The following is a 12474-nucleotide window of genomic DNA, read 5'->3' as shown; positions in this document are numbered from 1 at the left end:
TTTTTGATTCTTAAAGAACGAATTTAATACGAGAATCTTTGTGTAGGGTTGCAAAGATTTGATCTCTTTCTTCTTTGGTTTCTACTAAGATTTCAAGGTTGATGCTGTGGTACTTACCGCCACTGCTTTCTTTGCCTAATGTGTGGATAAATTCTTTTTCTAGCAGTTCAAAAGCCGCTTCTATTAGCTCTTCTTTGCTATTGCCGATGATTCTGTAATGCCAAGTGCAAGGGTATTGAATTTCATTTTTCTTTTCATTGTCCATAGATTAACTCCTAATTTATTTGGTTTTGGTGTGGGGTGTTGAAAATATCTTTTGCCCATTGTGGAATTTTTGTGATTTTTTGGGCGGTAGATTCAAAGCATGCAAGCGTGATGATGGCTACAAAGATAGGTTTTTTTGTTTGTGTTTGCTTAGATAGAGATTCCCTTAAAATTGTTTGTTTTAATGTGATAGAGGCGTTTTTTTGCTCTAAAATTTCTGTGTGAATTGTGAGCAAATCTCCAAGCTTGGCAGGGGAGAGAAAGTCAAGATTCATATTTTTGACTACAAATCCTATGTTATTTTGCTGGGGTAGAATCCCTTGAGCAAAAAACCATTCACTTCTTGCCCTTTCGCAGTATTTAAGGTAGTTTGCATGATAAACAATACCGCCACAATCAGTATCTTCATAATAGATTCTTGTTTGATAGGTTTTTGGTTGCATTGATTCCCTTAATATTTTTGTGTGGTTTATTTTATGATATTTTTCTTGATTTATAAATAAAGTTTTGAAGGAAAATGTAATTGTGAGAGATAAATCAAATGGTGCGGAAAAGAGGACTTGAACCTCCATGCCTTGCGGCGCCAGATCCTAAGTCTGGTGCGTCTGCCAGTTTCGCCATTTCCGCTTATTTAGAAATGCAATTCTATCTAAAATAGCTGAATCTAATATGAAAAACTAGAAAAACTATCGTAGCTTTTCTAGTGCTTTATAATTTAGCGTATTTTTAGGGAATTGCATAGAGATGCAGTGCAAACTCCCATGTTGTCTTATTAGAATGGAACAATCAATGGGGATAATTTTATGCTTTGGAAGTGCTTTTTGTAGAATCTCTATGGCTTTTTTGTCATTGTTGTCGTTATAAATAGGCAGCAAAACCGCACCATTAATAAATAAAAAATTAGCATAAGTTGCTGGGAGTCGCTCATTGTGATAGTATTTGGCTTCACAAAAGGGCAGAGCGATGAGCTTGAAGGGCTTACCTTCAAGGTTTTTTAGCTTTTTTAGCTCTTTTTCCATTTTGGCTAGGGCGGGGTAGTGTTCATCGTTTTTGTCCTCGCATTTGAGGTAAGCAATGGCGTTGGTATTAATAAATCGTGCTAGAGTGTCGATGTGGCTATCAGTATCATCTCCGGCAAGATAGCCGTTATTTAGCCATAGAATCTTTTTTGCTCCAAAATCTTTTTTGAGGATTTTTTCTATCTTTTTTTGTGTGTAAGCAGGGTTGCGATTGGATTCTAAGAGGCATTGGGTGTTGGTTAGAATAATCCCTTCGCCATTTGATTCGATACTCCCACCTTCTAAAATTAGTTTTTTTGTTTGGATATTTTTTAAAATTCCGAGTTTATAGAGATTGTTTGTGATATTATTATCAAAATTGGAAGCAAATTTTAAACCCCAACCATTAAAGCCATAATCTAAAACAATGTTTTTGTTATTTTTGCAAATAGTGATACCGCCAAAGTCTCTAGCCCATGTATCATTTGTGGGCATTTCTATCAAATAGAGATTTTTTAGATTTAAATCCCATTTGTGAGTTTTGGCTTGTTGTTTTAAGAATGTTTTGGTTTCTATTTTGTTTTGGCACAAAAGAATACAAGTTTCGATTTTTGAAATCTCATAGATGATTTGACAATAAACCTCTCTTGCTTCTTCTAAATATTCGTTCCAATCAGAATCTTTATGGGGAAAAGCAAGCATAATTCCATCTTGTTTTTCCCATTCGGCATAAAATTTTTTCATTTTGCTACTCTTTTTTAAAAAAATGTCGATATTATTATATAAAAATTTTGTCAAGGAGGGCAATATGTCAATTCAATCTGTTAAAAGTAGTATGGATTATACACAAGATTTACAATCTGCAATGGCTTCTAATCCTTTATCCAAAGAAACTACCAGTGCAGAAGATAGAGAGAAAAACATTCAAGAGGCTGCTTCAAAAATCGATGCAAAATCTGTGATGACGAGTTATATTGTGCAATTTCAAATGAGTGTTAGCACTTCTTCGGAGAACAATTTTGGAGCACAAAGCTCTGTTGGCTTGATGGGAAGTAGTGCATTGGAAGATTCTGCAAAGCTTAATAATATTTTGAGTGGTTTGGATTTGGCTTCTATTGGGTATGATGGAAAAGCTCTGCAAGATTTAACGACACAAGAAGCTAAAGATTTAATTAGTGAAGATGGATTTTTTGGTGTGGCGCAAACTTCATCAAGGATTGCAGATTTTGTGCTAGCTGGTGCAGGCGATGATGTAGAAAAACTTCAAGCAGGTAGAGAAGGAATCATTCGTGGATATGAACAAGCACAAAAAGCGTGGGGTGGAGAATTGCCTGATATTAGCGAAGAAACTTTGCAGAAAGCTTTGGAGAAAATTGATAAAAAACTCTCCGAACTTGGCGTAAATGTTTTGGAACAAGAAGCGTAAAATTGCTTTTAAGTATCGAGAGTAGTTGTGATGATAGCTCTATTGCTATCACACAAATAAAAAATAAAAAAATCTTATTTCATCAAAAAATTTCACAAGAAAAAGAACATTCTAGTTATGGTGGAGTAGTCCCTGAGATTGCAAGTCGCTTGCATGCGAAGATTCTTCCTCAAATTTTAGAAAAAGTCAAGCCATATTTTCATGAATTAAAAGCGGTTGCAGTTACAATAGAACCGGGGTTGAATGTAACTTTGCTTGAAGGGTTGATGATGGCAAAGACATTGTGTTTTTCTTTGGATTTGCCTTTGATTGGGGTTAATCATTTAAAAGGGCATTTGTATTCACTTTTTTTGGAAAAAGATTCAATCTTTCCTTTGGGGGCTTTGTTGGTTTCTGGAGGGCATACGATGTTGCTTGAAGCAAAGGCATTTGATGAGATTAGAATCGTCGCACAAAGTATTGATGATAGTTTTGGAGAGAGCTTTGATAAAGTTTCTAAAATGCTTGGATTAGGCTATCCGGGCGGTCCTATCGTGGAATCTCGTGCAAAAAGGGGTAATGCAGAATCTTTTGGTTTTTCTTTGCCCCTAAAGAGCAAGAAGCAATTTGCCTTTAGTTTTTCGGGGCTTAAAAACGCAGTGAGATTGGAGATAGAAAAAGGGAATAAGCAAGATGAAAAGTTTGTAGCAGATATTTGTGCGAGTTTCCAAAAGACTGCTATCCAGCATTTGTGCCAAAAATGCAAGATATTTTTTGAACAAAATGCAAGAGATTCTAGAGGTTGGAAGCATTTTGGGATTATTGGTGGGGCAAGTGCAAATTTATCTTTGAGGGAAAAAATCCAAAAAATGTGTGATGAGTTTGGTATATCTTTGCTTTTGGCGCCTTTGGAGTATTGCTCGGATAATGCTGCAATGATAGGTAGAGTGGGGCTAGAATCTTATCTTAGGGGAGAATTTTCTCCATTAGAGATTCAAACAAAACCTAAAATACAGAGTATTTAGAGAGTGTTGTTTGAATGGATTGATGGGAAATTTGGTAAAATTATCGGGTGAGTGGAAGTTTAATTGTTTGGTAAGGTTTGTAGATAGGGCTAAATCCAAATGGCGAATGCCATAGGATTGTTTGTAGTGTTTGTTTTGTATTTTTGTGGTGCTTAGGGGATTTAGATTCTTAATTTTAAGAATCTAAAATGATTTGTGAGAGGGTTTGTAGGCTTAATTGATCTTTTTGTTCTCCGCTTTGCATATCTTTTAGGGAAGCGGTGTTGGTGGATTCTTCATTCTCTCCGGTGATGATAACCCATTTGTAGCCTTTGTTATTGGCGTATTTAAAGGCTTTTTGTGGTTTGGTGATTTCTGGATAAACTTCAATTTTCATTCCTAGTTTCCTTAGACTTTGTGCGAAAGTATAGGCATATTGTAGATTGTTTAAAGGAATTAAAATAGCCTCTGCAGGAGTGTTTTGAGTGATTAAGTTTAATTCCTCCAAACCTGCTAAAAGCCTATCAAGTCCTATACTAGCGCCCACACCACTCATTTTATCATTAGAGAAATTTTGTGTGAGATTATCATATCTACCCCCGGAGCAAACAGAACCAAGATTTGGCAAATCATTTAAGATAGTCTCATAAATGATTCCTGTATAATATCCTAATCCTCTTGCGATAGAAAGATTGATAGTGTAGAAGTTTTGTGGGATAAGCTTAGATAAAATCTCACAAAGCGATTCTAGCTCTTCTAAGCCCTCTTTGAGCGTAGGATTAATGTTTTTGTAGTGGTTTAAACTAGAGAGAAATTGCAGGGAATCTTCTTTTTGTTTTAAGGAAATAAAATCAAGCAATACTTGGATTTGTTCTTTTTGGAGGGGGGTTTTGTCTTGCAATTCTTTGGTTACAGAATCTTTGCCGATTTTGTCAATTTTGTCGATGATTCTTAGGATTTCTGCTGTGTAACTTTCAGCATTAAGAGATTGACAAAGCCCATTGAATATTTTGCGGTTATTGATGTGGATTGTGAAATTTTTAAGCCCTAAATCACTTAGAGTTTGGTAAATCACTTGCAAGATTTCTATATCGCTTCCTAGGCTTTCTGTGCCAATAAAATCAAAGTCGCATTGTGTAAATTCTCTATATCGTCCTTTTTGTGCTCTTTCTCCGCGAAATACATTGCCAATACAATAACGCTTAAAGGGAAGCCCAAGATCATTTTTGTATTGAGAGATAAATCTTGCAAGAGGGAGCGTTAAATCAAACCTTAAAGCCACTTCGCGATTCCCATGGTCAAAAAAATGATACATTTCTTTTTGAATCTCATCGCTTCCTTGTTTTTTGAGAATCTCTGCATATTCCAAATGAGGAGTTTCAATAGGGGAGAAACCAAACTTTTCAAAAGAATTAATAATGCTTTTTAGCATTTGGGATTTAGCATAAGCTTCTTTGGGAAGTCTATCTTTAAAACCACTTAATGTGCGGGGTGTGATGGGCATTTTATCCTCCAAATTTATATTGATTGATTTTTTAGATGAATTTTAGCAAGAAAAGTAAGAATAAAAAATAAAAAGAATAATTTTAAATAAAATATGGTATGATTTTAAATTGTTTTATTTTTAAATGGAAAAGGTTTATTATGAAAAAGGGAATTCATCCAGAATATGTGCCTTGCAAAGTAACTTGTGTTACAAGCGGAAAAGAAATTGAAGTTATGAGTGTAAAACCAGAGTTGAGGATTGATATTTCTTCATTTTGCCATCCTTTTTATACAGGTTCGGATAAAGTTGTTGATACAGCAGGTAGAGTAGAGAAGTTTAAGCAAAGATATAATCTAAAATAAAAACCTTTATGGTTACCTTTCTTCCTACTCCAATAGGAAATCTTCAGGATATTACATTACATACATTAGAAGTTTTAGAGAAATGTGAGGTGCTTTTGTGTGAAGACACAAGAGTTACCAAAAAACTAATCTCACTTCTAGTGGAACGCAATCTATTAAAAGCCAAAGAATATCAATATCTTTCTTTTCACACCCATAATGAAAAAGAGTTTTTATCTAATGTATCTTTAGAGTTTTTTTCTAAAAATATTGGATTTTTGAGTGATGCAGGTATGCCTTGTATTAGTGATCCGGGTGTATCTTTGGTGCGGTTTTTGCAAGAAAATAATTTAGAATACGAAGTTTTGGGTGGAATTAGTGCATTGACTTTGTCAGTGGCATTTAGTGGGATTGTAGAAAAGGAATTTTTATTTTTAGGATTTCCCCCGCATAAGAAAAAAGAAAAATTAGAAACGCTAATGGAGCATTTAAAAAATCCTTACCCGATAATTTACTATGAATCTCCGCATCGTTTATTAGAAACTTTGGAAATAATAGAGAATATTGATAATCAAAGGGAGATTTTTTTAGCCAAAGAATTGACTAAAAAATACCAGCAGACTTTCAAAGGAAAGATTAGAGAAATTTTGTTGGATTTAAAGAAAGGCGTTATTAGAGGCGAATGGGTTATGGTTATAGAGGGTAGCAAAAAAAAACACTCATGAAAATGTTTTGACACAAGAAATGGTGTATTCTTTGGATATTCCTCCAAAAATTAAAGCAAAAATTTTGTCAAAAATAAACAATAAACCAGCAAGTGAATACTATAATGCACTCTGTAAGTAAAAAAATAATAAAAATAGGATAAAATAGTGGTTGTTTATGGGAAACACATTGTAGAGTTGATTTTGCTAAAATATCAGTATCTTATTGAAAATATTTATCTCGCCAAAGAGGTGGATAAGAGCTTTTTTGGCTTATTAAAAAAAACAAAAAAACAGATTATTAAGCTTGATGCAAAAAAGGCACAAGCAATGGCAAGAGGCGGAAATCATCAAGGGTATTTATTAGAAATTAAACCTTTGGATGTTTTAGAGTTTTCCAAAATAAAAGAGATGGATTTTGTTTTGGTTTTATGTGGAATCAGTGATGTAGGGAATCTGGGTTCTATTTTTAGAAGTGCTTATGCACTTGGAGTGGATGGTATTGTGGTGTGTGGAATAAAAGATTTTAAGCAAGAGGGGGTTTTGAGGGCTAGTTCTGGTGCAATGCTTGGAATGCCATTTTGTGTTGTTCATAATCCATTAGATGTGATAAATGAATTAAAACAATCAGATTTTACTTTGTTTGGCACAAGTATGCAAGGCAAAGATTTGCAGAATGCCTTAAGTGGCAAAAAAGCATTGTTTTTGGGCAGTGAAGGGCATGGATTGTCTAATAAAATTTTGGCAAAGATGGATTATAACCTTACAATCCCGATGAAGAGAGAATTTGATTCATTAAATGTTGGGGTAGCTGGTGCAATTTTGATAGATAGGATAATAAATGGAAGAAATTGAAAAATTAAAAGTAATTGGAGCAAAAGAAATTTCAAAAAAAACTCATATGGCTTTAAATAAAATTGAGGCTATTTTAGAAATGGCATATGGTAATCTTGAGGACAAAGCCACAACTATTGGATTAATTCAGATTTTAGAACGCGAATACCATTTGGATTTGCATCAATGGTGCCAAGAGTATGAAAAGTTTTGGGAAGAACATAAGAGTAATAGCGAAAAAATGGAGGCTAATATTAATTTTAAAATTTCTCACGAAACAATGCAAGAAAATGACAATAAAAAGAGCATCATCGTCGTTGCTATTGTGATTGTGTTGGTGGCATTAGGGATTTATTTGTATTTTAATTTTCATAATTTACAAGATACCATTACAGAAAAAGAGACAATATCAACCCCTAAGCCTGAATCTGCACTAGAAAATTTACAAGAGGAAGGGATAATCAAAGAAGAAGCAAAATCCATCGAAACAAATGCAACATTAGAAATGCAAGAAAATAACGCAACACAAGAAATATTAGAACCGAATGTAAATTTAGATTCTTCAGCATCAACACCGATTAATGAATTGCCTGCCCCTCAAGCCATTCAAGAGGAAATAAAGATTCAAAAAGAAGTTAAGATAGTTCCCTTTTCTCAAATGTGGGTAGGCATTATTTATTTGGATACAAAAGAAAAAACCTCTTTTCTTATTAATGAGCCTTTAAAAGTGGATTTGAAAAGACCACAGACTATTATTACTGGGCATGGAATGCTAGAGATTCAAAACAATGACAATACAGAGAAATATAATCTTGCTGGGAGAATGCGTTTTTTTGTAGATGAAGATGGAAATTTTAGCAGCATTAGCATAGAGCAATATAACCGATACAATGGAGGTTTGGGGTGGTAAATAAAATAATTTTTATTTTATTTTTCATTTGTTTGGGTTCTTATGCAATTGCCAAAGAAAATAGTTTGGATTATAGTATAGTTTCTTTGCTTGGAGTGCAAGATTATAAGGTTAATCAAAAATTTATACAAAAGTTGTTTGAAAATCAAGAAGAATTTTTAAATGGCGTAGGAGAGCCAGATTTATATAAAATTTCCAAAATTTTAAAAGAAAATGGGCTTTTGAAATTGACTTTTGGGAAACCTATGGAGCTTGAAATTGCTTTTGAGATTAAAGAGAATCCAGCTACTTTTACCAGTGTTCTTTATGATGTTTTGGGGGCAATGGGGTATTATTATTTTTTGGTTAAGCAAAGTATGCTAGAAGATGAGAAATATCATTTTGTATTGTCTATGAATACAGAATACGCAGTTGATCCTGTTTTGCTACAAGAGAGATTGTTGGCTTATGGATATCATATTTCAAAAATAGAAAAACGCAATATCAATCAATGGGTGTATGAAGTTTGGCAGGGCGATTTTCAATATCCCAAAGCGATTTTGCTAACTATCAATGAGACAAATAATCATGCAAATCTCAAAGGGGAGTATTGGTATAAAATCCAAGAAGGGAAAAATATTAGTTTTGCAAGTGTTGGCGGAGTGTCGTGGTATCCTAAAATTGTGTTTTTTGATAAAAATTTAAAAATTATTAATATTGTTTCATCGCAAGATACAATGCGTGAAATCAATCTCAAGATTCCAGAAAATACTAGTTTTATTAAGGTAAGCGATAATTATTTGCCTATCACCATCAAAAATGGTTTAAATGTGCTTTTAAAATAATTTTTTTAAGGAGTGAGAAGTGTTTGAGGAGATAGAGTTTGAAAGAATAAAAAGATTGCCTAAATATGTTTTTGCTGCAATTAATGAAATTAAATTACAAATGCGTCAAAATGGGGAAGATGTAATTGATTTTAGCATGGGAAATCCTGATGGAGCTACACCAAATCATATTGTAGAAAAGTTGTGTGAAGCGGCACATAAGCCAAAAAATCATGGTTATTCTGCAAGTAAGGGGATTTATAAATTGCGTCTTGCAATTGCAGATACTTATAAGAGAAAATACAATGTCAATTTGAATCCTGATACACAAGTGTGTGTGGCTATGGGTTCTAAAGAGGGTTATGTTCATTTGGTACAGGCAATTACAAATCCCGGTGATACAGCAGTAGTGGCAGAACCAGCTTATCCTATTCACTATTATGCTTTTATTTTAGCGGGGGCAAATGTAGCCACTTTTGGATTAAAATGGAATGAGAATTTTGAATTGGATGTAGAGGCTTATTTTGAATCTTTGAAAAAAGCGTTGCACAATACTTTGCCAAAGCCAAAATTTGTTGTAACTAATTTCCCTCACAATCCAACCACTGTGGTAGTGTATAAAGAATTTTATGAAAAATTGGTAGCTTTAGCAAAACAAGAAAGATTTTATATTATTAATGATGTTGCTTACGCGGATTTGAGTTTTGATGGATATGTGGCACCTTCGATTTTTGAAGTAGAAGGTGCTTTGGATGTCGCAGTGGAGGGCTATACGCTTTCAAAAAGTTATAATATGGCGGGTTGGCGTGTAGGTTGCTTTGTGGGGAATGAAAGATTGATTGGGGCATTGCAAAAAATCAAGAGTTGGCTAGATTATGGGATTTATACGCCCATTCAAATTGCTTCTACCATCGCATTAAATGGGAATCAAGAGTGCGTAAAAGAGATAGCTAATAAGTATGAAAAGCGTATGGAAGTATTGATTGAGAGTTTTGGGGCTGCTGGGTGGAAAATGCAAAAACCAAGAGCGAGTATGTTTATTTGGGCGGAGATTCCAGAATGTGTGAAGCATTTGGGGAGTATGGAGTTTTCCAAAAGACTTTTGCAAGAAGCCAAAATCGCTGTGAGTCCGGGTATAGGATTTGGTAATCATGGGGATAATTATGTGAGAATTGCATTGATAGAAAATGAAAATAGAATTAGACAAGCTGCAAGGAATTTCAAGAAATTTTTAAAACAATTTAGCAATTAAATTTGATGAAAAGACTTTGCGATCACTGCCATTTGGAATTTGATGAACAAGTGTTAATTAAAACACAGATTGCAGGCAAAGAAAAATATTTTTGCTGCAAAGGCTGTGAGGGTGTTTATAAATTGCTTCAAGATCAGGGGTTAGGAGATTTTTATTCTAAGCTTGGTTCTAATACTTTAGAACCGATTCAAGAGGAAATTGACAATAATCTTGCATATTTTGATTCCCCAGCTTTTTTTGAGCATTATGTCGAAAAAAGAGGAAAGACTTGCGAGATTTCTTTGGTTTTGGAAAAGATACATTGTATTGCTTGTGTATGGTTAAATGAAAAAATACTTTCCTTGCAAGAGGGGATTGTTAGCGTGAATATCAACTATACAAATCACAAAGCTGTTATTGTTTTTGATCCTGCAAAAATTAAAATTTCCCAAATTATTCACACCATTCGTCAAATTGGCTATGATGCACACATTTATGATTCAAGAATCCAAGAAGTTTATGCCAAAAAGCAGAAGCGTAATTATTATATTAAAATGGTTGTTGGAATCTTTTGTGTGATGAATATTATGTGGATTGCTGTGGCTCAATATGCAGGATATTTTTCTGGGATTTCACAAGAAATGCGGAATATTTTGAATTTTGCAGGATTTGTGCTTGCAACGCCGGTATTGTTTTTTAGTGGTTCTATTTTTTGGCGTGGAGCTTATGTGGCTATTAAATATAAAATGCCAAATATGGATTTATTGGTCATTAGTGGCGCAACTTTGGCTTATATTTATTCTATCTATGCAAGTTTTATGGGGGGAGAGACTTATTTTGAATCAGTGGCGATGATTATTACTTTTGTCTTAATTGGTAAATTCTTAGAAATACGAGGGAAAAAAAGTGCAGTAGATAGTTTGGATACTTTAAACTCCCAAATTCCTTTGAGCGTAAATGTAAAAAAGGGCGATATAATTGAAGAAAAAGCAGTAGAGGCAGTAGAAGTTGGGGAGATTGTAGAAGTAAAGCCCGGAGATAGAATTGCACTTGATGGGGAATTGCTCTCTAATGAAGCTTTGTGTGATGAGAGTGCTTTGAATGGGGAATCTCTGCCTCAATCAAAAAAGAAAGGGGAAACAATTTATTCTGGCTCGATAGTGGTTAATCTTTCTTTTTGTTATCAGATAACAAAGAAATTTAAAGAATCGATGATGACTAGAATTATTAGCTTAGTTGAGGATTCTTTGAATGCTCGACCAAGAATCCAAGAAATAGCAAATCAAATTTCGCGTTATTTTTCTTCGGTGGTGCTTACTTTTGCTTTGGGGACTTTTTTGGCGTGGTATTTGTGGATAGGGGCGGATTTTAATCAAAGTTTAATGGTGATGGTTTCAGTGATTATTATTGCTTGTCCTTGTGCTTTGGCTCTTGCTACCCCCATTGCTTCTTTGGTGGGTTTGGGGGAAGCGTTTAAGAGAAAAATTATTTTTAAAGAAGCACGATTTTTAGAAACAATTGCAAAGGCAAATATCCTTGTTGTAGATAAAACAGGGACTTTGACAGAGGGTAAATTGCGTGTAATTGGAGAAAAAAATTTTGCAGCAACTCAATGTGATTTTGAGATTCTTCGTGGAATGCTAGAAAAGAGTTCGCACCCTATCACACAGGCTTTGAAAAAACATTTTGGTGATTTTGGCAATAAAGTAGAGATTCAAGTCATTGAACAAATTAATGCAAGGGGCATTAGGGCAAAAGTGGGAGATGATATTTATATAGGTGGAAATTTGGAGCTATTACAAGAAAATGGCGTGGAATCTTTGGAGAAATTGCAAGAGGCAGAAAATACAATTTTTTATTTTGCAAAAAATTCTTGTTTATTAGCGGAGTTTCAATTAGAGGATTCTATCAAAAAGGGTGCTAAGGAAGCCATTTTGGCTATTGAAGCAATGGGGATTGGCGTGATACTTTTGAGCGGAGATAATGCAAATGTTTGTAAAAAAGTCGCTGAAAATCTGGGAATTAAGCAGTATTATGCCAAACAAAATCCACTCCAAAAGGCTGATTTTATAGAGGATTTAAGAGCAAAGGGAAATGTGGTGGTAATGGCGGGAGATGGGATTAATGATTCTATTGCATTAGGTAAAAGTAATATTGCTATTGCGATGGGAAATGGCATTGATGTGGCTATTAATATTAGTGATATTATTATTCTTGATAGTAGTGTTAATGGGATTTTGGAGGCTTTTAAGATAGGAAGGAAGACTTTTAAGTTTATCAAAGAAAATCTTTTAATCTCTTTGCTTTATAATGTTATTACAATCCCTTTGGCGATGCTTGGATATGTTATACCGCTTATTGCAGCAATTGCAATGTCTCTTAGCTCTTTGATTGTGGTGGGGAATAGTATGAGGATTAAATCGGATTCTTAATTTTATTTAAAGCTTAATAAATATATTTTGTTGGTTTTTTGAATTGGTGGGTGCGTCTCTTT

Annotated in this window: 13 protein-coding genes and 1 tRNA gene; 9 read left to right on the top strand and 5 right to left on the bottom strand. The window is 34.1% G+C overall.

Features of this window, described 5'->3' with window-relative positions; all coding sequences use genetic code 11:
• Nucleotides 1–10: 10 nt before the first annotated feature.
• The 4 genes from EL247_RS06100 to EL247_RS06085 form a co-directional block, all read right to left on the bottom strand.
• Nucleotides 11–265 carry an HP0495 family protein gene (locus tag EL247_RS06100; protein ID WP_060660987.1) on the bottom strand — a complete coding sequence of 85 codons (255 nt, stop codon included), beginning with the start codon at nt 263–265 and terminating at the stop codon, nt 11–13.
• Between the two features lie 10 nt (nt 266–275).
• Complete coding sequence (locus EL247_RS06095; protein ID WP_104745524.1) at nt 276–707, bottom strand: YbgC/FadM family acyl-CoA thioesterase; 432 nt, start codon at nt 705–707, stop codon at nt 276–278.
• A 99-nt stretch (nt 708–806) separates the two neighbouring features.
• Nucleotides 807–891 (bottom strand) — tRNA-Leu (locus EL247_RS06090).
• A gap of 59 nt (nt 892–950) precedes the next feature.
• Entirely contained in the window at nt 951–2006 is a 1056-nt protein-coding gene (locus EL247_RS06085; RefSeq protein ID WP_104745523.1) for an agmatine deiminase family protein, read from the bottom strand.
• A 64-nt stretch (nt 2007–2070) separates the two neighbouring features.
• Between EL247_RS06085 and EL247_RS06080 the strand changes: the two genes are divergently transcribed.
• Together EL247_RS06080 and tsaD are read left to right on the top strand one after the other, a co-directional pair.
• Nucleotides 2071–2688 carry a hypothetical protein gene (locus EL247_RS06080; protein ID WP_054194730.1) on the top strand — a complete coding sequence of 206 codons (618 nt, stop codon included), beginning with the start codon at nt 2071–2073 and terminating at the stop codon, nt 2686–2688.
• 2 nt (nt 2689–2690) lie between these two features.
• Nucleotides 2691–3692 carry a tRNA (adenosine(37)-N6)-threonylcarbamoyltransferase complex transferase subunit TsaD gene (gene tsaD / locus EL247_RS06075; RefSeq protein WP_104745522.1) on the top strand — a complete coding sequence of 334 codons (1002 nt, stop codon included), beginning with the start codon at nt 2691–2693 and terminating at the stop codon, nt 3690–3692.
• 175 nt (nt 3693–3867) lie between these two features.
• Here the strand turns inward: tsaD and hisS are convergent, their stop codons facing one another.
• The gene (gene hisS / locus EL247_RS06070) at nt 3868–5175 is read right to left on the bottom strand and encodes a histidine--tRNA ligase (RefSeq protein ID WP_104745521.1); all 1308 of its coding nucleotides are present in this window, start codon (nt 5173–5175) and stop codon (nt 3868–3870) included.
• 140 nt (nt 5176–5315) lie between these two features.
• Here hisS and rpmE point away from each other — a divergent pair, with 140 nt between their 5' ends.
• The 7 genes from rpmE (at nt 5316) to EL247_RS06035 (ending at nt 12412) form a co-directional block, all read left to right on the top strand.
• Complete coding sequence (gene rpmE, locus EL247_RS06065) at nt 5316–5519, top strand: 50S ribosomal protein L31 (protein WP_005020629.1); 204 nt, start codon at nt 5316–5318, stop codon at nt 5517–5519.
• Between the two features lie 8 nt (nt 5520–5527).
• Nucleotides 5528–6223 (top strand): 16S rRNA (cytidine(1402)-2'-O)-methyltransferase, encoded by a 696-nt coding sequence (gene rsmI / locus EL247_RS06060; RefSeq protein WP_232019740.1) that lies wholly within the window; start codon nt 5528–5530, stop codon nt 6221–6223.
• A gap of 147 nt (nt 6224–6370) precedes the next feature.
• Nucleotides 6371–7057, top strand: a complete 687-nt coding sequence (gene rlmB / locus EL247_RS06055; RefSeq protein ID WP_104745519.1) for a 23S rRNA (guanosine(2251)-2'-O)-methyltransferase RlmB — start codon at nt 6371–6373, stop codon at nt 7055–7057.
• Nucleotides 7044–7946 carry a hypothetical protein gene (locus EL247_RS06050; protein WP_104745518.1) on the top strand — a complete coding sequence of 301 codons (903 nt, stop codon included), beginning with the start codon at nt 7044–7046 and terminating at the stop codon, nt 7944–7946. The genes rlmB and EL247_RS06050 overlap by 14 nt, the downstream gene beginning before the upstream one ends.
• Nucleotides 7940–8770: a hypothetical protein gene (locus tag EL247_RS06045; RefSeq protein ID WP_005020634.1), complete on the top strand. Its 831-nt coding sequence runs from the start codon at nt 7940–7942 to the stop codon at nt 8768–8770. Before EL247_RS06050 ends, EL247_RS06045 begins: the two co-directional genes overlap by 7 nt.
• A gap of 19 nt (nt 8771–8789) precedes the next feature.
• Nucleotides 8790–10001 (top strand): LL-diaminopimelate aminotransferase, encoded by a 1212-nt coding sequence (locus tag EL247_RS06040; protein ID WP_126442112.1) that lies wholly within the window; start codon nt 8790–8792, stop codon nt 9999–10001.
• 5 nt (nt 10002–10006) lie between these two features.
• A complete protein-coding gene (locus tag EL247_RS06035; RefSeq protein WP_172594058.1) occupies nt 10007–12412 on the top strand; it encodes a heavy metal translocating P-type ATPase in 2406 nt (801 codons plus the stop codon).
• Nucleotides 12413–12474: the final 62 nt, after the last annotated feature.

The sequence above is a fragment of the Helicobacter pullorum genome (assembly GCF_900638355.1).
Taxonomy (GTDB): domain Bacteria; phylum Campylobacterota; class Campylobacteria; order Campylobacterales; family Helicobacteraceae; genus Helicobacter_D; species Helicobacter_D pullorum.
The sequence above is the reverse complement of the archived record's forward strand: the minus strand, read 5'-3'. Positions and strand labels throughout refer to the sequence as shown.